Raw genomic sequence first — 23,449 nt, 5'->3', positions numbered from 1 at the left:
TCGCATCGGGCGCCTTGCAGCGCATCCGGTTCTGTTCGTCATAATTTCACAATAATTTCTTGGCACTTACTTAGCCCCCTATGAAACCCATGCGCCACCATATGTCCAAAATCCTCGCGTTCAGCCGTTTTTCCGTCCGCGACTTTCTCGCCACCGCCGGCCCCACCTTGCTGCTGATCGCCGCCGTCTGCGCGCTGGCCTACTGGCTGGTCGACCCGGCGCCGCCGCGCCAGGTGAAATTGTCGACCGGGCAGGACAACAGCGCTTATGAAGAGTTCGGCAAGAAATACGCGGCCACGCTGGCCAGGCACGGCGTCAAGGTCAGCTTGCAGCCCTCGCTGGGGTCGCAGGAAAACCTGCAGCGCCTGAACGCCGGCACGACCGACATCGCCTTTGTGCAAAGCGGCTCGACCGAACACGCCGACGCCGAGCGCCATGGCTTGATTTCCCTCGGCAGCCTGTTTACGGAACCGGTCTGGCTGTTCCTGCGCGAAGACAAGATGGTGACGGAACTGACGCAGTTGCGCGGCCTGAAGATCAACCTGGGGCCGGAAGGCACGGGCGTGCCGGGACTGTTCCGGCAACTGCTGTCGGCCAATGGCGTGGAGCCCAATGAACTGACGACGGGCGCGCTGCAAAACACGCCGGCCACGGTGGAGTTGCTGGAAGGGCGCATCGATGGCCTCGTGTTCAGCTCGGCGCCGGAAGCGCCGCTGATCCAGATGCTGCTGCAAACGCCGGGCATCCGCCTGTTCGATTTCTCGCAGGCCGAAGCGTACACGCGGCGCCTGCCTTTCCTGACGCATGTGGTGCTGCCGCGCGGCATCGTCGACCTGGGCCGCAATATCCCGGCGCAGGATTATCAGCTGATCGCGCCGACCGCCACCCTGGTCGCGCGCGCGGACTTGCATCCGGCGCTGGTCGACCTGTTCGTGCAGGCGGCCGCCGCGATCCATGGCGGCACCGGCTGGTTCCAGCAGCAGGGGCAGTTCCCGTCGGCGCGCTATACGGAAATCCCGGTGGCGCCCGAAGCGCTGAAATTCTACAAGGATGGCGCGCCGGTGCTGCAGCGCTACATGAGTTTCTGGCTGGCCAATTTCTTTGACCGCATGTGGGTGCTGGTAGTGGCGCTGGGCGCGCTGATCCTGCCGCTGTCGCGCGTGGTGCCGCCGCTGTATGTGTGGCGCATCCGCTCGCGCGTGTACCGCTGGTATGGGCAGTTGCGCACGGTGGAGCAGGCGCTGGAGGATGTGCCGCCTGAACGCCGCGCGCAGGTGTATGCGGAGCAATTGAAGCGCCTGGACCAGATCGAGGAGATGGTCAACCAGATCTCGATCCCGCTGTCGTTCGCCGATGGACTGTATGGCTTGCGCAGCCATATCAACTTCGTGCGCAAGCGGGTGTTGACACTGATGGGTGTGCCGGCGCCGGACGCCGTGCCGGAATGATTACACGAGCGTGACTGACAGCTTGCGCCCGACCAGCGCGGCGGCCCGTTCCAGGGTGGACAGGGTAACGTCGCTGGTGGGATCCAACAAGCGGTCGAGCTGCGAGCGGCTCGTTTGCAGCATGGCCGCCATGCGGGTTTTCGACAGCGATTGCTCCTGCATTGCCTGGGTCAATTGCCAGGCAATCACTTCCTTGATGGCCTGGGTTTGCGTCTGCTCGAAAATGCCTTCCTCTTGCAGGAAATCGTCGAGGCTGCTGCCGAGATGGGGGTTGGCGTGGGTCATCACAGTTCCTTCAGTCGTTTGCGCGCCAGCGCCAGGTCGTCGTCGGGCGTGGTGCGGGTTTTTTTGATAAAGCCGTGCAGCGCCACCAGACAATTACCGTGCTGACAGATCAATACACGGGCGATGCGGTTGCCGGGCAGGCTGCTGCGAATTTCTGACAAGCCCTGTCCGAGATGCCGGCACAGCGGCATGCCGACCGGCCAGCGCCACTGCGCATGCATCAAATCTTGCCCGATCACGTGGCGCTCAAAGGCAGGCAGCGACTTCAACCAGTCGCGCACCGGTTCGCCGCCATGGCCATTCGCATAGAACAGCAGAGTAATCTGCCGCAAGTCGGAAGCATCCATGACGCACCTCTACGTTGTACTATAAAAGGTACTTTCTCACAAGGAGAATTTGCGCTGTTTTTTAACAGCGGCCATGGATGGTTATAAGCGATCTCAGGGCGGGCGATGGCCTGCCATGTCAAACACCTGTGGCTTCAGGCGCCCAGCCAGGGTAGCCCGGCCTTGCACCAGCCGCCGATTGCCTTGCGGTGGCCGTCGGCGTCCTTGTCGCCCTCAAAGCCTTCCAGGATGTCGTAGCAGTGCGCGTAGCCATGTTCGGTGGCCAGCTTGGCCGCGTGGCGCGAGCGCACGCCCGAGCGGCACAGGAACAGCAGCACCTCGTCCTTGCCGGCCTGGCCGGCCAGTTGTGGCATGAAGTCGGGATTGGGCACGCCGCCCGGATAGGTGGCCCATTGCACCGCCCCATGCTGGGTGTCGGCGATATCGACCCGGCCGACCCAGTCGCGCTCGGCATTGGTGCGTACATCGATCAGCTTGACCGCGGGGTCCAGTTGCAGCAAGTCATACGCTTCCTGTGGCGTGACGGCGCCCGCATACGGCGTGCCTTCATTGGCACGGCTGCGGGCAAGGTCCAGGATGTCGGCGGCGGTGCTCATGGCGTGCTCCTGTGGTGGTAAAGGTGGGGATGACGATATGGACAATTATAGTGTGCCGGCGGCGCAGCGCAAACGACGGCATGCAATGCACCATCGCAGTGCATTTTTTAAATTCTTCAATATTGCGCTCAAAAATGGTGCATTATTTGTTTTTCGCACTTGCATGGTGCGTTTGTGATTTGGCGCAATACCTGCTGGAAAATAACCGTATTTAAACTTTCACAGGGGTAGCCAGCGTTTGCCCTGCTCCTTGTTATGCTCTTATAAGCTGGCATGGAATCTGCTATGATTCCTGTGAGTTTTGGTGGCACGCAATCTTTGCTTCGCTTCATCAGCCCAGACGCATTCAGGTCGGCTCACCCCACATTCATTTAGGAGATACGCATGGCAATGACAGCCGCAGAAGTCTTGAAGATGGTAGAAGAGAACGAAGTCAAATTCGTTGATTTCCGCTTTGCCGACACCCGTGGTAAAGAGCAGCACGTAACGGTGCCCGTGTCGCACTTCGACATGGACAAATTCGAATCGGGCCACGCCTTTGACGGCTCCTCGATCGCTGGCTGGAAGGGCATTGAAGCGTCCGACATGATTTTGCTGCCGGACCCAAGCACCGCCAATATCGACCCGTTCATGGAAGAAACCACCCTGTTCATGCAGTGCGACGTGATCGAACCGTCTGACGGCAAGGGCTATGACCGCGACCCGCGCTCGATCGCGAAACGCGCCGAAGCCTATCTGAAATCGTCGGGCATGGGCGACACTGCCTACTTCGGTCCGGAACCTGAATTCTTCATCTTCGACAGCGTGCGCTGGAAGATCGACATGTCGGGCTGCTTCGTCAAGATCGGTTCGGACGAAGGTTCGTGGTCGACCGGCAAGGATATCGAAGGCGGCAACAGCGGCCACCGTCCGACCGTCAAGGGCGGCTACTTCCCGGTGCCACCAGTGGACAGCTTCCAGGACATGCGTTCGGAAATGTGCCTGATCCTGGAGTCCCTGGGCATCCCGGTCGAAGTGCATCACCATGAAGTCGCTGGCGCCGGCCAGAACGAAATCGGCACCAAGTTCTCGACCCTGGTCGAGCGCGCCGACTGGACGCAAAACCTGAAATACGTGGTCTGGAACGTGGCGCACAGCTATGGCAAGACCGCCACCTTCATGCCGAAACCTATCGTTGGCGACAACGGTTCGGGCATGCACGTGCACCAGTCCGTATGGAAAGACGGCAAGAACCTGTTCGCCGGCGACGGCTATGCCGGCCTGTCCGATTTCGCCCTGTACTACATCGGCGGCATCATCAAGCACGCCAAGGCACTGAACGCGATCACCAATCCGGGCACCAACTCGTACAAGCGCCTGGTACCAGGCTACGAAGCACCGGTGAAACTGGCCTATTCGGCGAAAAACCGTTCCGCCTCGATCCGCATTCCGCACGTCGCCAATCCAAAAGGCCGCCGCGTCGAAGCGCGCTTCCCGGATCCACTGGCGAACCCGTACCTGTGCTTCGCCGCACTGCTGATGGCTGGCCTGGACGGCGTTGCCAACAAGATCCATCCGGGCGAAGCCGCCTCGAAAGATCTGTACCATCTGCCGCCTGAGGAAGATGCACTGATCCCTACCGTCTGCGCTTCGCTGGAAGAAGCACTCGATGCGCTGGACAAGGACCGTGAGTTCCTGACCCGTGGCGGCGTGTTCAGCGATTCGATGATCGATGCCTACCTGGAACTGAAAATGCAGGACGTGCAGCGCATGCGCATGACCACGCATCCTGCCGAGTTCGACATGTACTACTCGCTGTAATCTGGCGCCATGCCGGCACCACTGCCGGCATCAATAAAAACGCGGGTGAGGCTTTCGGTCTTGCCCGCGTTTTTTCATGTAGTGCACCACTGCGATGTTGTATAGTCGGCCCGGTATCGTGACAGCTGACAGGAGTGGAAAGTGAACAAGCATTACAGGATGGCGCTGGCGGCGGCCTTGCTGGGCGCGGCAAGCCAGGCGCAGGGTCAATTGTATGTCTGCAGCGATGGGCAAGGCCATAAAACCTATACCGACAAGCGTGAAAACGCGGCGTGCAAGCTGCTCGATTTGCCCGGCGCCATGACCGAGCCGCCGCGCAGGAGCGCGCAGCCAGTCGCGCCAGCCGCCAGGGCGTCGCTGCCGCCGGCCAGTGCGGCGGGCGTCACAGGCGCGGCTAACTTTCCCCGCGTCGATGGTTTTGAACAGCGCGCGCGCGACCTGGACCGGCGCCAGATCCTGCAGGACGAGTTGCGCAGCGAAGAGCGCAAGCTGGCCGCGCAGCGCCAGGAATTGAACGAGGGCCAGCCTGAACGCCAGGGCAACGAACGCAACTACGCCAAATACCAGGAGCGGGTGGCCCAACTGAAAGACAACCTCGGCCGGACGCAGCAAAACGTCGAGGCCTTGAAACGCGAGATTGCGAATATCCGATGACCGATTCCCACATTCCCACGCGCCGCCCGCCGCATCTGGCCGGGTTGGACCTGCTCGCTTCAGCCGTGATCGTGCTCGACCAGGACGGGCGCATCAGCTACGCCAATGCGGCGGCGGAAAACCTGCTGGAAAGTTCCTTGAAAGCGCTGTCGCGGCAAAAAATGACGGCCCTGTTCGTCAATCCCGACGAACTGGCCGGCATCTGCGCCCAGGCGCGCGAGCACAAGTTTTCCGACCTGCGCCAGGACCTGAGCCTGGAGCGCATCGGGCGCGAGCCCTTGCGCGTGCACAGCATCATCAGCGCGCTGGACGGCCCCGAGGACAGCATCCTGATCGAATTGCGCGAAAACGTGCAGCAGTTGAAACTGGACCGCGAAGAGCGCATCCTCGACCAGAGCCAGGTCAACAAGGAGCTGATCCGCAACCTGGCGCATGAAATCAAGAACCCGCTGGGCGGCATCCGCGGCGCGGCGCAATTGCTGGAACTCGAATTGCCGGCGCTGCACCTGCTTGAATTGCGCGAATACACGCAGGTCATCATCAAGGAAGCGGACCGGCTGCAGACCCTGGTCGACCGCCTGCTGGCGCCGCACCGCCGCCCGCACATCGTCGGCGACGTCAATATCCATGAAGTATGCGAGCGTGTGCGCAGCCTGATCCTGGCCGAGTTTCCCAGTGGCCTGACCATCTTGCGCGACTACGACGCCTCGATTCCCGAGTTTCGCGGCGACAAGGAGCAGCTGATCCAGACCGTGCTGAACATTGCCCATAACGCGGCGCAAGCCTTGTCGGACCGTATCGAAGCGGGCGACGCGGAGCTCATTTTCAAGACCCGCGTGGCGCGCCAGGTGACCTTGGCCAAGGTGCGTTACGGCCTGGCATTAGACTTGCATATCATCGACAATGGACCGGGCATCGCACCCCAGATCCGCGACCGGATTTTCTACCCGCTGGTGTCGGGACGGGAAGGCGGCAGCGGCTTGGGACTGACCTTGGCACAGACCTTCGTGCAACAGCACCTGGGCGTGATCGAATGCGAAAGCCGGCCTGGATATACCGATTTCAGGATTGTTTTGCCTCTGCCATAAGCGCGGGAAGCACCTGCCGTCGTATCCCACTCATGAAATCCATTGCGGGACGCACACACTAATGAAGCCAATCTGGATAGTTGACGACGACGAATCAATCCGCTGGGTGCTGGAAAAAGCCCTGGCCCGTGAAAACCTGGCCACCAAGAGCTTTGCCAATGCGCGTGACGCCATTGCCGCGCTCGAGTTCGACACGCCGCAAGTGCTGGTGTCGGACATCCGCATGCCGGGCGCGTCGGGCCTGGACCTGCTGCAAATGGTCAAGACGCGCTTTCCTGGCTTGCCCGTGATTATCATCACCGCCTTTTCCGACCTCGATTCGGCCGTCGCCGCCTTCCAGGGCGGCGCCTTCGAATACCTGGCCAAGCCTTTCGATATCGACAAGGCGGTCGAACTGATACGCCGCGCGCTCGAAGAAAGCCTGCGCGAGACCAGCGTCGAGTCGGGTCCGTCGGAAACGCCGGAAATTCTCGGCCAGGCGCCGGCCATGCAGGAAGTGTTTCGCGCCATCGGCCGCCTGTCGCAATCGAACGTGACGGTACTGATCACCGGCGAATCCGGTTCCGGCAAGGAACTGGTGGCGCGCGCGCTGCATAAACACAGCCCGCGCGCAGCGCAACCGTTCATCGCCCTGAACACGGCGGCGATCCCGAAGGACCTGCTTGAATCGGAACTGTTCGGCCACGAACGGGGCGCCTTCACGGGCGCGCAGACCACCCGCCGCGGCCGCTTCGAACAGGCCGAGAACGGCACCCTGTTCCTGGACGAAATCGGCGACATGCCGTTCGACCTGCAGACGCGCCTGCTGCGGGTATTGTCCGACGGGCATTTCTACCGGGTTGGCGGGCATCAGCCGATGAAGGCCAACGTGCGCGTGATCACCGCCACCCACCAGAACCTCGAGCAGCGCGTGCGCGACGGGCTGTTCCGCGAAGACTTGTATCACCGCCTGAACGTGATCCGGCTGCGCCTGCCCAGTTTGAGGGAGCGGCGCGAGGACATCCCCATTCTGGTGCGCCACTTCCTGGTGCAGAGCGCGCGCCAGCTGGGTGTGGAAGCCAAACGCATGAGCGAGCCGACGATGCAGTTCTTGAGCAGCCTCGACTTGCCCGGCAATGTGCGCCAGCTGGAGAACCTGTGCAACTGGATTACCGTGATGGCGCCGGGTCAGACGGTGGAAATCAAGGACTTGCCGCTGGAGCTGACGCAGGGGCAGGGCGAGTCGTCCGGCATGCTCAACCCGCCGGCGCCGGCGCCGCAACCAGGCGAGCTGCCTTCCAGCGCGCCGCATGGTGGACAAGTGTTCGACGCCGCCGCGCCCGTCAATGGCGCGCCGCCGGGCTGGATCGGTTTGCTCGAACTGCAGGCGGCAGGCATGCTGGGCGCCGGCCAGCAGGAAGTGATGGCCGTGCTGGGACGCCAGTTCGAGTCGGCCCTGATCAGGACGGCGCTCAAGCATACGCATGGCCGCAAGAATGACGCCGCCGTACGCCTGGGCATCGGCCGCAACACCATCACCCGCAAAATCTCGGAACTGGGCATCGACGGCGCCAAGGAAGACTGAGCGCGAATGCCAGCTGGTCCTTCCGGGCGGGGCATTGCGCTCCGCCCGCTTTTCTTCCTGCGTGTTTCTTTACAGGCCACAACACAGCGCAAACAATAGGGTAAGCTGGCGCCTGCCGGACTGTGTCGTCCGGCGTCAACTTGAACTGTGGAATTGTATGCTGATTAACTGTGTGGCCTACCAGGATGGCAAGAAACTGGCCGACTTGCCGATCGACGATATCAGCGATTACGTGGAGCGGCCCGACTGCTTCGTGTGGGTCGCCCTGCTCGACGCCGCGCCCGATGAATTGAAACAGATGCAGCATGAATTTTCCCTGCATGAACTGGCGGTGGAAGACGCCCAGCGCGGCCATCAGCGCCCGAAGATCGAGGAATATGGCGACTCCCTGTTTGCCGTGGTCAAAACCGTGGAAATGGTGGGCGATGAGCTGGTGCTGGGCGAAGTCGATATCTTTGTCGGCGCCAACTACGTGCTCTCGTCGCGCACCAATTGCTCGCAAGGTTTCCTCGGCGTGCGCGCGCGCGCCGAACGCGAGCCGCACCTGCTGCGCCAGGGCTCGGCCTTCGTGCTGTACGCGCTGATGGACGCCGTCGTCGACCGCTACTTTCCCGTGCTCGACGCCCTGGAGTCGGAACTGGAGGCGATCGAGGACCGCATGTTCGATTCCGGCAGCGAGCGCGTCAATATCGAACGTCTGTACCAGTTGAAACGCAAGGTGATGGTGCTGCGCCATGTGGTGGGGCCACTGATGGAGGCGGTCGGCAAGTTGCACGGCGGCCGGGTGCCGCCGCTGGCGCACGACACGCAGGAATATTTTCGCGACGTGCACGACCACCTGGCGCGCATCAACGGCACGCTCGACTCGATCCGCGACACCATCAGCACGGCGATCCAGGTGAACCTGTCGATGGTGGCCATCGACGAGAGCGAAGTGAACAAGCAACTGGCGGCCTGGGCGGCCATCTTTGCCGTATTTACCGCGTTTGCCGGCATCTGGGGCATGAACTTCAAATTCATGCCGGAACTGGAGTGGCATTACGGCTATCCGGCTGCCGTGGCCGTGATGTGCGGCGCTTGCGGCTATATGTATTACCTGTTCAAGCGCTCGGGCTGGCTGTAAAAATTTCCTGCAATCTGTATTATTGGACAATATCCAAGGGTACAATCAGCGAGGGTCGGCCTTTGCCGGCCCGCGAGGAGTAACCGCTTGCCGGGCTGTGCAGGAGCATGCATGAGTATTCCGCTGTTTGATGTCAATTCACAAGAACCCTTGTTCGACCAGGCGCAGCGGCGCACGCTGGCCGAAGCGGCGCTGCGCTCGATCACCGCCTCGACGGCGCATGCGCGCGGCGATGATTTCCTGCGCATTCTGGTGCGCGAGCTGGCCGAAGCGCTCGATGTGCGCTACGTTGTCGCAGGGCGCCTGGTGCACCAGATTGATGGTGGCGAAGCCATCCGCACGCTGGCGCTGTGGGCGGGCGAGGGCTACCGGGACAATATCGAATACAGCCTGCAACATACCCCTTGCCAGGACGTGACCCGCCAGGACATGTGTTTTCACGGCAGCGGCATCCAGCGCCATTTTCCGCTCGATACCGTGCTGCGCGACATGCACGCCGAAAGCTATGTCGGCATGCCCTTGATCGATACGGAGGGGCGCACGCTGGGCATCCTGTCGGCTATCGACACGCGGCCCATCGACGAAGAGAAGCGGCTGTTGGCCTTGCTGTTGCTGTCGATTTTTTCGGCGCGTGGCGCGGCCGAACTGCAACACCAGGAGCGCACGCGCCAGCTCGAGGAAACCGTGCGCCAGCGCAGCGAGTCGCTGCTGGCGGCCCAGGCCAGTTTGCTGGAACAGGAACAAATGGCGGCGCTCGGCTCGCTGGTGGCCGGCGTCTCGCATGAAGTCAACACGCCGATCGGCGTGGCACTGACGGCGGCGTCGAGCATGGGCAGCTATGCCGACCAGCTGGTGTGCATGTTGTCGGCGCCCAAGGTCAGCCGTACCGAGCTGATCGAGATCGCCGAGGCGCTGACGGGCGCGGCCGCGCTGATCGAGCGCAATCTGGCGCGGGCGGCCGAACTGATCGGCAATTTCAAGCAACTGGCGGTGGACCAGGCCAGCGAATACGTGGCCGACCTGGTGCTGCACGACTATGTGCACGGCCTGGTCTCGGCCCACAGCCCCGAGCTGCGCAAGTGCGCCTTGCAAGTGCGGATCGAGATCGACCCGGCGTGCCGCGTGCGCCTGGCGTCAGGCAAGCTGTCGCAGATCCTGTCGAACCTCCTGATGAACAGCGCCCGCCACGGTTATCCGCACGGTGGCCCGGGAAGTATCACCATCCGCGCCAGCCTTGAGGAGCCGGCCGACGGCAAGCCGTGGCTGCAGCTGGAATTTTGCGACGACGGCATCGGCCTGGCGCCCGCCGTGCGCGAGCACATGTTCGAACCGTTTTTTACCACCAAGCGCGGCCAGGGCGGCTCGGGCCTGGGCATGCACATCGTGCACACCATCGTGCAGCAGCTGGGCGGCCAGGTGCGCGCCATCGACGGCGCGGCCGGCTGCCATATTCATATCCGGCTGCCGCTGGCCGGCTGACGGTTGCTATTTGCCGGCGGCGATCGACAGCGCCACCGCTTCGGCCACCTTGATGCCGTCAACGGCGGCCGACAAAATGCCGCCCGCATAGCCGGCGCCTTCGCCGGCCGGGAACAGGCCGCGCGTGTTCAGGCTTTGCAGGTTGTCGTCGCGGCGCTTGATGCGGATCGGCGACGAGGTGCGCGTCTCCACGCCCGTCAGCACGGCGTCGGCCTTGTAGTAACCCTTGATCTGCTTGTTAAATGCCGGAAACGCTTCGCGCAGCGCCGTGATCGCATACTCGGGCAGGGCGGAAGCCAGGTCGGTCAGATGCACGGCCGGCTTGTACGACGGCACCACGCTGCCGAACTCGGTCGAAGCGCGGCCGGCGACGAAGTCGCCCACCAGCTGGCCCGGCGCATCGTAGTTGCCGCCACCCAAGGCAAACGCGCGTTCTTCCAGCTCGCGCTGCAGCGCAATGCCGGCCAGCGGATCGCCGGGGTAGTCGGCGGGGGTGATGCCGACCACGATGGCGCTGTTGGCGTTGCGTTCGTTGCGCGAATACTGGCTCATGCCGTTGGTGACCAGGCGGCCCGGTTCGGAGGCGGCCGCCACCACCGTGCCGCCAGGGCACATGCAGAAGCTATAGACCGAGCGGCCATTGCTGGCGTGGTGCACCAGCTTGTAGTCGGCCGCGCCAAGAATAGGGTGGCCGGCGCTGGGGCCGAAGCGGCAGCTGTCGATCAGCGACTGCGGGTGTTCCACGCGGAAACCGATCGAAAACGGCTTGGCTTCGATATACACGCCACGGCGGTGCAGCATTTCAAACGTGTCGCGCGCGCTGTGGCCGATCGCCAGCACCACATGGTTGCTGGCGATGGTTTCGCCGCTGGCCAGCACCACACCGCGCACCTGGCCACCGTCCGGCCCGGCCGCGTTATCGATGGCGATATCGACCACCTTGCTTTCAAAGCGGTATTCGCCGCCCAACTGCTCGATATTGGCGCGCATTGCTTCCACCATTTTCACCAGGCGGAAGGTGCCGATATGCGGTTTGCTGACGTACATGATTTCTTCGGGCGCGCCGGCCTTGACGAATTCCGTCAGCACTTTGCGGCCATAGTGTTTCGGGTCCTTGATCTGGCTGTACAGCTTGCCGTCCGAAAAGGTGCCGGCGCCGCCTTCGCCGAACTGCACGTTCGATTCCGGGTTCAGTTCGCGCTTGCGCCAGAAGCCGAAGGTGTCGACGGTGCGCTCGCGCACCTGCTTGCCCCGTTCCAGGATGATCGGGCGCAGTCCCATTTGCGCCAGGATCAGTGCCACGAACAGGCCGCACGGGCCGGTGCCGATGACGATCGGGCGCGGTTGCTCGCTATGGCCGGCCAGCTGCTGCCCGCCGGCGACGAACTTGTATTCGGTGTCGGGCGCCGGCATCAGGTGGATGTCGTGTTGCAGGCGCGCCAGCACGGCTGCTTCATTGCGTACCTCGACATGCAGCGAATAGATCAGCACCACGGCGCTGCGCTTGCGCGCGTCATAGCTGCGCTTGAAAACGGTAAAGCCGAGCAGGTCGGCGGCGGCAATGCCCAGGCGCACCAGAATGGCGGCGGATAAGGCCGCTTCGTCGTGTTCGAGAGGGAGTTTTACTTCGTTGAGTCGCAACATGATGGAGATATCTGAAAAATTGCCGGGCCCCGTAGTTAGCGGAGAATCTGTGGACCGGGGCTTGCCGCCGCACTCCGCGCCGCATCCTGGTCCAGTGCCGCTATTTTAACCGCAAGCACCGGTGCCCGGAAATGCGCCATTGCCAGCATCGTGTGAGCATGGTTGAAACGATGGTTCCATCTGCTGATGCATTGCACCAATTTAGTGAAAGTACTATCCATAATAGTGCTTTAATAGTGAATTTCGCACCTTCATAAAGCGGCGCATTTTTTTGCATTGCAACAACTGTTGTTTTTACACATGTATCAATTTGTTTCATTGACATTTCATCCCTGTTCATGATTTGATGGAGTGAGATTGGCGCTGGATTGATTTATTCTGTGATGAAAAGCCATTTTAAAAAATGCATATCGATATAAGTAATTATTTTTGCGAATCGCCGATTTCTATTTCATTCCATTTTTGAGCATATTGTCCTCGATTTGATATTGTCAGTACATTGCGATACCCGCTCAATGCCGCATGGTCGCTGTATTTCTTCTATTCATAGATGCCGGGTTATTTTGCCGCGCGCATCTGTCTTTTCCTGTCCGCTCGCCTTCCCTATTCTAGTGTTGCGTAATTGAAACAGTTTCCTGTTCCTTATTGACCAGTTCGTTTCAATATGTTCCGATGTGTCCTTGGTTGTATTTGCATTGCAAATAAAACCGATTGAATGTCATGCTGTAAAGCACGACAGGATGTAATGGTCTTGGTAACAAGTGGCGGTAACACACACGCGTAAAAACGCACAAGGCAACAGCAAAACTTCTTTATCAAAGTAGTAATGCTGCGCTCATAAATATATATAGGGAACCACATGTTAAGAAAAACTGTTTTGGTACGGGCATTGTCGATCGCATTCAGCGCTGCGGCGCTGAGCACGGCAGTGACGCCTGCAGCGATGGCTCAGTCGAACGCGGCTGGGACGATTTTCGGCCGCGTTGACTCGCCGGTCGGTGCAACCGTCGTCTTGCTGAACACGGACACGGGCGCGAAGCGTTCGGTGACGCCAGACGCTGCCGGGCGCTACACGGCCAGCGGCATGGCCCCGGGCCACTACAAGATTGACCTGATGCGCGATGGCGCGGTCGTTTCCTCCACCGAAACCGACGTCATTGTTGGTCAGGGCGTGGACGCTTCGTTCGCCGCCGCCGCCGCCGTGCAAGCGGTTCAAGTGACGGGCCGGCGCAGTCGCATCGACGTTTCCAATTCGAACAATGGCGCCACCTTCACCGCCAGGGAATTGGCCAAGCTGCCGATCGCCCAGACGGTTGACGCCATCATTCAACTGGCACCGAACACCACCCGCGCCGACTCCCGTTACTCTGCTGGCGCCTCCTTCGGCGGCGGTGGCGCGTCCGAAAACGCGTACTACATCAACGGTTTTCCGACCACCAATCCACTGACCCAATTGGGTGCTTCGGAACTGCCCTTTGGCGCGATTGCCCAGGCGCAGATCCTGACCGGCGGCTTCGGTGCCGAGTTCGGCCGTTCGGTCGGCGGCGTCGTCAACGTCACCACCAAGAGCGGCACCAACAACTGGGAATTTGGCGTCAGCGCCAGTATCACTCCGGATAGCTTGCGCTCGAAGCAAAAAGATAGCTATTATCGGGTCACGGGCGCGGCCGAAAACAAGGACACCGACGGCACCCTGTTCCGGAGAAACTCGACGAATAGCCAGACCGAGAAAAGCTACGGCGCCTATTTGGGCGGTCCGATCATCAAGGACAAGCTGTTCATGTTCTTGGCCATAGAAGCGAAGAAGAATAACAAGGAAAACACCAACGCTGACAGCGCTTCGGTGGGCATCCGTACCTCGCCAGCGAACGGCTCGACGGGTTGGGAGTCGCGCCAGGACACGGTGGACCGCTATCTGGCAAAGTTCGACTGGAACATGACCGATAACCATCGTCTCGAACTGACGCTGATGGGCGACACGGGCAAAGAGGACCGTCAATTGTCTGGTTACGACTACGCCACCGGCCAGCGCGGTCCCATGACCGCGTCGCAGCACTACAAGAACAACTCGGCCTATGGCCCGTCGGTGGGCGCGGACACGGAAATCCTCCGCTACACGGGTAATCTGACGGACGCGTTGACCGTCAACGCCCTGTTTGGACGCAGCAAGACGCCCGGCACCAACCGCTACGACCAGGTCGGCTCTGCCCCTGTGGACAAGTTCCAGGTCATCGCCAACAGTAACGTCCAGGCGCCCGGCTTGAACTATTCCAGCCCGCAACTTTTGAGCGGCTCCGTCGCCAGTAACGATTCGACCAGCAAAATCACCTCGAATCGCCTGGATCTCGAATACAAGGTGGGAAGCCACACCCTGCGCGCCGGTTTGGACAACAACAAGCTGACTTCCAGCGGCGTGGGCGACTACTACGGCGGTGGCGGAATTTGGCGCTACGCCAAGGCTACAAGCGGAACGGCGAAAGTCGCTTTGGGCCCTGTCGTCACCACCACCACCACCAATCCGAATGCCGGTGCGCTGGCGGCGCAAGGTTATTATGTCAGCAAGCGTTTGCAAAACAGCCTGACCGACGCCAAGTCCGAGCAAACTGCCCAGTATCTGGAAGATCGCTACCAAGTGACCAAGGACGTGCTGCTGACGGCCGGCCTGCGTAACGAAGGCTTTAAGAACGTCAACGGTGCAGGTGAAACATTCCTGGAAGTAAAAAGCATCATTTCTCCACGTTTGTCCGCCGTATGGGACGTGAATGGCGATGCTTCGCTCAAAGTATTCGGCAGCGCCGGCCGCTACGCGTTGCAGATCCCAACCCATCTGGCCGTACGCGGCGGTAGCGCCTCGGTACTGACGCGCCAAGGTTTTACCTACACAGGCACCGACCAGTATGGCCAACCGACCGGCTTGATTTCGATGGCGCCGGCCTATTCGGTCAACAATGAATTGGGTCAGCCGAAGGATCCAAAGACCGTAACGGCGACGGACATCAAGGCAACCTACCAGGACGAGATTACGCTGGGCTTTGAAAAGGCGTTTTCGCCTAGCCTGAATTTCGGCGCGAAAGTGACCTATCGCCAGTTGAAGGCGACTATCGATGACTATTGCGACACGCGCTTGATCGACGCCTACGCCGTGGACCATAAAATCAATACGAGCAACTATGCCGGCTTCACCTGCGCGTCGTTCAACCCTGGCAAGGACAATACCTTCCTGGTCGATTACGCCGGTACCCGTTCGAACTACACGGCGGTCCACCTTACCAAGCAACAACTTGGTTTCGATGACGCCAAGCGCACCTACACGGCGCTCGACCTGTTCGCTGAGCACCCATTCCGTAATGGTTGGTATGGCCGCGTCAACTACACCTGGTCGCGCAGCAAGGGCAATACTGAAGGTCAAACCCGTTCGGACAACGCGCAAACCGATGTCGCCGCCACATCGACCTGGGATAACCCGGAATTGATGGTCGGCGCTAACGGCTTGCTGCCTAACGACCGCGAACATCAGATCAAGGCATTCGGCTTCTACGAGTTTGCTACTGAATGGACCGTCGGTGCGAATGGTCTGCTTGCCTCGGGTCGGCCGAAGAATTGCTTCGGTTGGAATCCGAACGTACCTGGCGAGGTGGACTATAGCTCGGTCTACTTCTACTGTGATAAGCCTGTTCCACGCGGCACCTCGGGCCGTTTGCCGTGGGACGTGCGCCTGGACATGAATCTGTCCTACCGTCCGCAACTGGTGAAGGGGCTGAGCCTGAAGGTCGATGTCTTCAACTTGTTCAACAAGCAAACCGCGCAGACCATCGACGAGACCTACAACGTCGACAGCACAACCAGCATCTCGCCAACCTACGGCCGCGTCATCAGCTACACGGCGCCGCGTTCGGTCAAGCTGACCGCTGAGTACAACTACAAGTTCTAAGCGACTTGCGCCAAGGCGCGGACGGCAGCGATGCCGCCGGCGCCTGGCGACAAAAAAACCCGCCGGCGTGAGCCGGCGGGTTTTTTCATGGGCGGCGCGCCAGTGCTACATGCCGCCCCATAATGCGCTCAGGGTTGCCAGCGCCGTCAGTCCGGCCGTTTCCGTGCGCAAAATGCGCGGCCCCATCGATAAACCGATGGCGCCGGCCGCGATGGCCGCTGTTTCTTCCGCCTCGGTAAACCCGCCTTCCGGCCCGACCATTACGCTCAAAGCCTGCGGCGGCTGGTGGCGCGCCCAGCCGGCCAGCGACTGCTCGGCGCGTGGCGTCAACAGGATGCGCTGGTGCAGGTCCTGCTGGCGGCTCCACTGATTGAACTCCTGTAGCGGCGCCAGTTGCGCCAACCGGTTGCGTCCGCTCTGCTCCGAGGCCGAGACGATGATGGCCTGCCAGTGCGCCTGCTTCTTTTCCGCCCGCTCGGCGGACAGGCGCACCACGCAGCGCTGCGCCGCCAGCGGCACGATGCCGGCCGCGCCCAGTTCGATCGCCTTCTCGACGATCCAGTCCATTTTCGACGCTTCCGGCAAGGCTTGCGCCAGGGTCACGGCGTACGGCAGCTCGACTTCGCGCGCCGTGTGGTACTTCAGTTCGGCGCTGGCGCGTTTTTTCTCGACGCTGGACAAGACAGCCGTGTACTCGCCGCCCTCGCCGTTGAAGACGGTGATGGCCTCGCCCGGCATAAGGCGCACCACATGGACGTGGTGGGCGACGGCGTCGGGCAGAGCGATGGTGGCGCCTATGGCGAGTGGCTGGGGACAGAAAAAACGCGGCATGCAACATCCTGGCGGAGAGAAACAAAGGGAGGTGCCGCGCTGCGCGCGGGTAGGGCGCGTGCGGCTGCGACTCGAGAGTGCAATTTTAGTGCCGCTGCGCGCGGTCGGGTGAAATTCTTGCTGCCGGCCTGCGCGCGGCGCATCCGGGCGGGAAATTGCGTGGAGATAACAAACTGACTAAAAACAAAATGTTGTTTTTCGATTTCATAAACCATTGCATTTATTGACAGTGAAGCTTTCAGCGTGGTTTGATGACTATACAAGTTGTGTTGAACGACATCAATTGTTTCCGGCAATGCCGTCCGTGAGGTGATTCGGTATGGTATTGGGAGACGCCGCACGTTTCAATGCCTGTGCCTATGGCCCTGGGCACGTTGCGGCCAGCTTAAATTGCTTGGAAAAGCATGACACCATAGCTGTAGCGGGAGGGTCTTGCAGTTTTTTGCATGACCATGAGAGATTTAAGTGATTATAAAAATACCAACTAATCGCTTAAATAATTATAAAAATGAAAACTAATCGCTTATCAAGTGATATCAGGGACCATGAAAAGGAATAAGTTATGATGTGTCGCGAAAAAAAGGGTGTGCAGGTGGTGAGATTGGCGTTGGCCGCGTTCGCCGGCGTCGCAACGATGAGTGTGCACGCGCAGGAAGCGATCGATGCGCCGGTGCCTAAGGTGCAGCGCGTCGAAATCACCGGTTCGAGTATCAAACGCATCGCAGCCGAAGGTATTTCCCCGATTACCGTGATGACGCGCGAATCGATCGCCCGCTCGGGCGCGACGTCGGTGCTGGACCTGATGCGCAACCTGACTGCTGCGGGCGGTAACGGCGGTGAGCTGGCGACGTCGAGCTCCTTCCGCAACGGCGCCACCAGCGTCTCGCTGCGCGGTCTGCCGACCCTTATCCTGTTGAACGGCTATCGCCTGCCGGCGTCCGGTTCGGACGACTACAGCGGCGAGACCTCGGTCGATCTGAACGCCATTCCGCTGTCGGCCATCGAGCGCATCGATGTGCTCAAGGACGGCGCCTCGGCCATCTACGGCACCGATGCCGTCGGCGGCGTCATCAACTTCATCCTGCGCAAGGATTACCAGGGCTTGACCCTCGACGCCAGCACCGGTTCGACCACCTATGGCGACGGGCAAAACCATAAGATGTCCGTGTCCGGCGGTTTCGGCGACCGCGACGCGCAGAAATTCAACGTGACTTATTCGGCCTCGTACGAAAAAACCAAGGCCATCCACGGTGTCGACCGCGATTGGGCGAACAGTACCGATTTCACCGGCCACAAGGGCGGCCTGTATCAGGGTAGTCTGTACGGCGCCAAGGGCCGCGATCCCGGCACCTTATCGCTGGGCGGTTCGCAGCGCATGCCCGATCCGGAGTGCGACGCGGCCCACCGCAAGCCCTACCCGGACGCGCCGGAATGGGTAGCTGCGCCGAATCGCAACGGCTGCATGTATTCCGTCGCTGAGTCGATAGACCTGGTGCGCCCGTCCACACGCTACGGCGGGGCGGTCACGGCGAACTGGGATTTGACGCCGGATGTGTCGCTGTTCGCCAATCTGTTCTACAACCACTTCGACACGCGCGTCCAAGGTTCGCCGGCCTGGATTCAAAACGCCGACCGCTCCAACGTGCTGCGTGTGGCGGCGGACAACCCCTTCAATACCTACGGCGTGCCGGTCACGATCCGCCGCTTCTTCCCTGCCGCCGAGGGCGGTACGGGCACCAATGTTGACACCACCTGGCTGGTCGGCGGCGCCACCGGCCGCGCAGCCAACTGGGATTGGACCGTGTCTGTGGGCCACAGCCAGGAGAAGGGCGAAACGCGCGTCTACGGCTCCTTCCTGCACGATAAATTGCAGAGTTACCTGGCGCAGGGCAAGTTCAACCCCTTCGGCGGCAACCACAATTCGGAGCAGGTCATCAACGAACTGACGGCCGACCAGTACACCAAGACCAAGTCCTCGACGGACTTTGCCAAGGTGACCGCTTCCAGCGAATTTGGCCAACTGCCCGGCGGCAAGGTTGGTGTGGCCGTCGGCGCCGAGTACAAGCGCGAGAAGCTCAGCTACGATCCGTCGCAGGCTTGGCGCGATGGCGCGATCGGCATCTATTCGACCCTGCGCGGCATCGACGGCTCTGAGTCGCTCGGCGCCGTGTTCGGCGAGTTGGCACTGCCGCTGCTGAAAAACCTGGAAGCGCAGGCGGCCGTCCGCTATGACCGCTACCAGTTGGCTGGCGGTACCACCAACCCGAAGCTTGGCCTGCGCTGGACCGCCTTGCCGACCTTGATGTTCCGCACCAGCTACAGCACCGGTTTCCGCGCGCCGACGCTGTCGCAGCGCTTTAACGAAGGCCGCGGCGGTTTCGTCGCGACCAAGGATCCGAAGCGTTGCATCGTCGGTGATGCGTATTTCGACATCGGTTGCAAGAGTTCGGCGCTGTCCCTGCTGTCCGGCACGAAGGATTTGAAGCCCGAAAAATCGAAGCAGTTCAACCTGGGCGTGGTCGCCGAACCGATCAAGAACCTGACGCTGGGTTTAACCTACTGGAATATCAAGTGGAGCGATCGGGTCGAGAATCTTGACAACGAAACCGTGTTGGCGGGCGAGGATGGTCAGTACAAGAACGCCGTCACGCGCTACGCCGTGACGGCGGAAGACCAGGAGAATTATAACGCGCTGAGCGCCGCCCAGCGCGCGACGCTGGGTCCGTTGGTGGGTCGCCTGAAGCAGCTGCAGGTTGGCCTGATCAACCGCAGCAAGGTCGTCACCGACGGTCTGGATGTCGATGCGTCGTACACGCTGCGCACGGCCGAGATGGGGCGTTTCAAGGTGTTCGGCGAGGCGACCTACACGCTGTCCTACAACCGCGTGCTGCTGCCTGACGATCCGGCGATCAATTGCGGCAACAACACGGCCTGCGAGGCCGGTGAATACGGCTATCCCAAGCTGCTGGCCAAGCTGGGCGTCAACTGGGACAGCGGTGCTTGGGCGGCGACGACGAGCGCCAACTTCACCTCGCATTACCACGTGGACCGGACACCGTCGGCGTCGATCAACCTGTACTACGACGAGTACGCGAACGGCCTGATGATCCCGAGCGCGACCCTGGTTGACGCCTCGCTGTCCTACAGCGGCTTCAAGAACCTGGTGCTGCGCGGTGGCGTAAATAACGTGTTCGATCGTGCGCCGGCGTTCGATCCATCGTCGAACATCGGCTACGACAACGCCTTCGGCAATCCGCGTGGCCGCTACCTCTACGTGTCGGCGTCGTACTCCTTCAAATGACGTGAGGGCACATTGACGGGCGGGGCGGGCCGATTTGCGGCGCGCCCCGCAGCGGCGCACGTTGCGAAAAACCGGGCCTGGCCCGGTTTTTTTTCGCCCCTGCCGGGAGCAGGGGGCACAACCTGCAGCGGCGGCGAAGCACGGTTTGATTTTTCCCCTTGTTGGTCTGGTAAAATACGCAGCTCTGACTGCGCCCAGCTGCGCTGCAAACGAATTTAAACTCCGCGATCGACCACACACGATGAACTCTACGCTCCCGACTACCAAAATGGCCAATGCGATCCGCGCACTGGCAATGGACGCTGTACAAAAGGCCAACTCCGGCCATCCAGGCATGCCGATGGGCATGGCCGAGATCGCAGTTGCCCTGTGGAGTGGTCACTACCGCCACAACCCAAGCAATCCGAAATGGCCGAACCGCGACCGTTTCCTGCTGTCAAATGGCCACGGCTCGATGCTGCATTACTCCTTGCTGCACCTGACCGGCTATGCGCTGTCGATGGACGACATCAAGGCCTTCCGCCAGATGCATTCGAAAACCCCGGGCCACCCGGAAGTCGACGTCACGCCCGGCATTGAAACGACGACCGGCCCGCTGGGCCAGGGGCTGGCCAACGCCGTCGGCATGGCGCTGTCCGAGCAACTGCTGGCCGCCGAATTCAACCGTCCCGGCCACGATATCGTCAACCACCATACCTATGCTTTCGTCGGCGACGGCTGCCTGATGGAAGGCATCTCGCACGAAGTATGCGCACTGGCCGGCACTCTTGGCCTGAACAAGCTGATCGCGCTGTACGACGACAACGGCATCTCGATCGACGGCAAGGTCGAAGGCTGGTTTACCGACGACACCCCGGCCCGCTTCGAAGCCTATGGCTGGAACGTGATCCGCGCCGTCGACGGCCATGATGTCGCCGCCGTCGACGCCGCCATTACCGCCGCCAAGGCCGCCTCGAAACCGACCCTGATCTGCTGCAAGACCATCATCGGCAAGGGTTCGCCCAACCTGCAAGGCGGCGACAAGGTCCACGGCGCCGCACTGGGCGACAAGGAAATCGCCGCCGTGCGCGAATACATCGGCTGGGATGCGGCCCCGTTCGAGATTCCTGCCGAGCTGTACACGGCATGGGATGCCAAAGAACAAGGCGCCGTGCTGGAAAACGACTGGAACGAGCGTTACGCCGCCTATGGCCGCGAGTTTCCGCAGCAAGCGGCTGAATTGTCGCGCCGCATGAAGGGCGACTTGCCGGAAGCGTTTGAAACCGCGCTGGCCGCAGCCATCGCTTCCTGCGTCGAGAAAAAAGAAAACATCGCCACCCGCAAGGCCAGCCAGAACGCGATCCAGGCGCTGGCCTCGTCGCTGCCGGAATTTTTGGGCGGCTCGGCCGATCTGACCAGCTCGAACCTGACCAACTGGAAAGAATCGATCCCCGTGCGTTCGGGCAAACCGGGCAACCATGTCAACTATGGCGTGCGCGAATTCGGCATGAGCGCCATCATGAACGGCATTACCCTGCACGGCGGCTATATCCCGTTCGGCGCCACCTTCCTGACGTTCTCGGACTACAGCCGCAATGCGCTGCGCATGGCCGCGCTGATGAAGCTGCGCTCGATCTTCGTGTTTACCCACGATTCGATCGGCCTGGGCGAAGACGGCCCGACCCACCAGTCGGTCGAGCATGTCTCGTCGATGCGCCTGATCCCGAACCTGGACAACTGGCGTCCATGCGACACGGTGGAATCGGCCGCAGCCTGGGGCGCGGCAGTGCGCCGCAAGGATGGTCCGTCGACCCTGATCTTCTCGCGCCAGAACCTGCCGTACCAGGAACGGTCGAATGAAACGATCGCCAACATCTTCCGCGGCGGCTATGTGCTCAACGACGTTCTGGATGCCAAGGCGATCCTGATCGCCACCGGTTCGGAAGTGGAACTGGCGGTTGCCGCCGCCAGCGCGCTCGCTTCGGAAGGCATCAATGTGCGCGTGGTGTCGATGCCGTCGACCGACGTGTATGACCGCCAGGACGCGGCCTACAAGGCCAGCGTGTTGACCAAAGGCGTGCCGCGCGTGGCCATCGAAGCGGGCGTGACCAGCTTCTGGTACAAATACGTGGGGCTGGAAGGCGCGGTGGTCGGTATCGATACCTTCGGCGAGTCGGCTCCGGCCGGCGTGCTGTTCAAGCATTTCGGTTTTACCGTTGAAAACGTCGTGGCCAAGGTCAAGGCTGTCATCGCCGGTTAAGACGATTTTGCGGCATCCGGCACTGCGTGCCGGATGCTGTGCTATGTACCTTTTTTTTTAATCAGGAGCAGAGTATGACGATCAAAGTTGCAATCAATGGCTACGGCCGCATCGGCCGTAATGTGTTGCGCGCTTTCTACGAAGGCGGCAAGAAACAGGACATCCAGATCGTTGCCATCAACGACCTGGGCGATGCCAAATCGAACGCCCACCTGACCCGCTACGACACCGCGCACGGCAAGTTCCCCGGCACCGTCACCGTCGAAGGCGACAACATGATCGTCAACGGCGATCCGATCCGCGTCTTTGCTCAGCGCAATCCGGCTGAAATTCCATGGGGCGAGCTCGGTGTGGACGTGGTGCTCGAGTGCACCGGCTTCTTCACCACCAAGGAAAAAGCTTCGGCCCACCTGAAGGGCGGCGCCAAGAAAGTCATCATTTCGGCGCCAGGCGGCAAGGACGTTGACGCCACCATCGTGTTCGGCGTGAACCAGGACGTGCTGAAATCGACCGACACCGTCATTTCGAACGCCTCGTGCACCACCAACTGCCTGGCCCCGCTGGTCAAGCCGCTGAACGACGCCATCGGCCTGGAAACCGGCCTGATGACCACCGTGCACGCCTACACCAACGACCAGGTGCTGTCCGACGTGATGCATGAAGACCTGCGCCGCGCCCGTTCGGCCACCATGAGCATGATCCCGACCAAGACCGGCGCTGCCGCTGCGGTCGGCCTGGTGCTGCCTGAGCTGAACGGCAAGCTGGACGGTTTTGCCATCCGCGTGCCGACCATCAACGTCTCGCTGGTCGACCTGTCCTTTATCGCCAAGCGCGACACCACCGTCGAAGAAGTCAACGCCCTGATGAAGGCCGCCTCCGAAGGCCCGCTGGCAGGCATCCTGACCTACCAGACCGAACCGCTGGTATCGATCGACTTCAACCACAACCCGGCCTCGTCGAACTTCGATTCGACCCTGACCAAAGTGTCGGGCCGCCTGGTGAAAGTGTCGTCGTGGTACGACAACGAGTGGGGTTTCTCGAACCGCATGCTCGACACCACTGTGGCGCTGATGTCGGCCAAGTAATTCCTGGCTAGCCATCAGAAACGCCTGGGGAGCT

Annotated in this window: 17 protein-coding genes; 11 read left to right on the top strand and 6 right to left on the bottom strand. The window is 61.2% G+C overall.

All coding sequences use genetic code 11. From position 1 onward, the window contains the following. Positions 1-101: 101 nt before the first annotated feature. Positions 102-1,448 carry a TAXI family TRAP transporter solute-binding subunit gene (locus CD932_RS25800; RefSeq protein ID WP_094445878.1) on the top strand — a complete coding sequence of 449 codons (1,347 nt, stop codon included), beginning with the start codon at positions 102-104 and terminating at the stop codon, positions 1,446-1,448. On the opposite strand, the gene CD932_RS25795 is transcribed toward CD932_RS25800, so the two are convergent. The 3 genes from CD932_RS25795 to CD932_RS25785 form a co-directional block, all read right to left on the bottom strand. Beyond that, the gene (locus CD932_RS25795; RefSeq protein ID WP_217907370.1) at positions 1,449-1,736 is read right to left on the bottom strand and encodes an XRE family transcriptional regulator; all 288 of its coding nucleotides are present in this window, start codon (positions 1,734-1,736) and stop codon (positions 1,449-1,451) included. It abuts the gene before it with no gap. Next, positions 1,733-2,080, bottom strand: a complete 348-nt coding sequence (locus tag CD932_RS25790) for a type II toxin-antitoxin system RelE/ParE family toxin (protein WP_094445724.1) — start codon at positions 2,078-2,080, stop codon at positions 1,733-1,735. The genes CD932_RS25795 and CD932_RS25790 overlap by 4 nt, the downstream gene beginning before the upstream one ends. Positions 2,081-2,214: 134 nt before the next feature. Further along, complete coding sequence (locus tag CD932_RS25785) at positions 2,215-2,676, bottom strand: rhodanese-like domain-containing protein (protein ID WP_094445723.1); 462 nt, start codon at positions 2,674-2,676, stop codon at positions 2,215-2,217. A gap of 384 nt (positions 2,677-3,060) precedes the next feature. On the opposite strand from CD932_RS25785, the gene glnA reads away from it, so the two are divergent. The 6 genes from glnA (at position 3,061) to CD932_RS25755 (ending at position 10,384) form a co-directional block, all read left to right on the top strand. Next, a complete protein-coding gene (glnA, locus tag CD932_RS25780; protein ID WP_065307351.1) occupies positions 3,061-4,476 on the top strand; it encodes a type I glutamate--ammonia ligase in 1,416 nt (471 codons plus the stop codon). Positions 4,477-4,617: 141 nt separating this feature from the next. Beyond that, positions 4,618-5,130 (top strand): DUF4124 domain-containing protein, encoded by a 513-nt coding sequence (locus tag CD932_RS25775; protein WP_369679851.1) that lies wholly within the window; start codon positions 4,618-4,620, stop codon positions 5,128-5,130. Further along, positions 5,127-6,218, top strand: coding sequence for a nitrogen regulation protein NR(II) (gene glnL / locus CD932_RS25770; protein ID WP_094445721.1), 1,092 nt, complete (start codon positions 5,127-5,129; stop codon positions 6,216-6,218). Before CD932_RS25775 ends, glnL begins: the two co-directional genes overlap by 4 nt. Positions 6,219-6,279: 61 nt before the next feature. Continuing rightward, a complete protein-coding gene (gene ntrC, locus CD932_RS25765) occupies positions 6,280-7,782 on the top strand; it encodes a nitrogen regulation protein NR(I) (RefSeq protein ID WP_094445720.1) in 1,503 nt (500 codons plus the stop codon). Positions 7,783-7,939: 157 nt separating this feature from the next. Continuing rightward, entirely contained in the window at positions 7,940-8,905 is a 966-nt protein-coding gene (corA, locus tag CD932_RS25760; protein ID WP_094445719.1) for a magnesium/cobalt transporter CorA, read from the top strand. A 111-nt stretch (positions 8,906-9,016) separates the two neighbouring features. Beyond that, entirely contained in the window at positions 9,017-10,384 is a 1,368-nt protein-coding gene (locus CD932_RS25755; protein WP_094445718.1) for a sensor histidine kinase, read from the top strand. Between the two features lie 6 nt (positions 10,385-10,390). On the opposite strand, the gene CD932_RS25750 is transcribed toward CD932_RS25755, so the two are convergent. Together CD932_RS25750 and CD932_RS28535 are read right to left on the bottom strand one after the other, a co-directional pair. After that, entirely contained in the window at positions 10,391-12,028 is a 1,638-nt protein-coding gene (locus CD932_RS25750; RefSeq protein WP_094445717.1) for an NAD(P)/FAD-dependent oxidoreductase, read from the bottom strand. A gap of 100 nt (positions 12,029-12,128) precedes the next feature. Then, complete coding sequence (locus CD932_RS28535) at positions 12,129-12,347, bottom strand: hypothetical protein (RefSeq protein ID WP_141213384.1); 219 nt, start codon at positions 12,345-12,347, stop codon at positions 12,129-12,131. Between the two features lie 540 nt (positions 12,348-12,887). Here CD932_RS28535 and CD932_RS25745 point away from each other — a divergent pair. Beyond that, entirely contained in the window at positions 12,888-15,959 is a 3,072-nt protein-coding gene (locus CD932_RS25745; protein ID WP_094445716.1) for a carboxypeptidase regulatory-like domain-containing protein, read from the top strand. Positions 15,960-16,064: 105 nt separating this feature from the next. On the opposite strand, the gene CD932_RS25740 is transcribed toward CD932_RS25745, so the two are convergent. Then, positions 16,065-16,790: a 16S rRNA (uracil(1498)-N(3))-methyltransferase gene (locus tag CD932_RS25740; protein WP_094445715.1), complete on the bottom strand. Its 726-nt coding sequence runs from the start codon at positions 16,788-16,790 to the stop codon at positions 16,065-16,067. A gap of 562 nt (positions 16,791-17,352) precedes the next feature. Between CD932_RS25740 and CD932_RS25735 the strand changes: the two genes are divergently transcribed. The 3 genes from CD932_RS25735 to gap all read left to right on the top strand — a co-directional run bounded on the left by CD932_RS25735 (position 17,353) and on the right by gap (position 23,415). Further along, on the top strand, positions 17,353-20,091 hold the full coding sequence (locus CD932_RS25735; protein WP_094445714.1) for a TonB-dependent receptor: 2,739 nt from the start codon (positions 17,353-17,355) through the stop codon (positions 20,089-20,091). A 241-nt stretch (positions 20,092-20,332) separates the two neighbouring features. Then, the gene (gene tkt, locus CD932_RS25730) at positions 20,333-22,330 is read left to right on the top strand and encodes a transketolase (protein ID WP_094445713.1); all 1,998 of its coding nucleotides are present in this window, start codon (positions 20,333-20,335) and stop codon (positions 22,328-22,330) included. A gap of 74 nt (positions 22,331-22,404) precedes the next feature. After that, positions 22,405-23,415, top strand: a complete 1,011-nt coding sequence (gene gap, locus CD932_RS25725) for a type I glyceraldehyde-3-phosphate dehydrogenase (RefSeq protein WP_094445712.1) — start codon at positions 22,405-22,407, stop codon at positions 23,413-23,415. Positions 23,416-23,449 lie beyond the last annotated feature (34 nt).

The organism is Janthinobacterium sp. PC23-8, from assembly GCF_002250505.1.
Taxonomy (GTDB): domain Bacteria; phylum Pseudomonadota; class Gammaproteobacteria; order Burkholderiales; family Burkholderiaceae_D; genus Janthinobacterium.
This window is presented reverse-complemented; position numbering and strand designations above follow the sequence as displayed.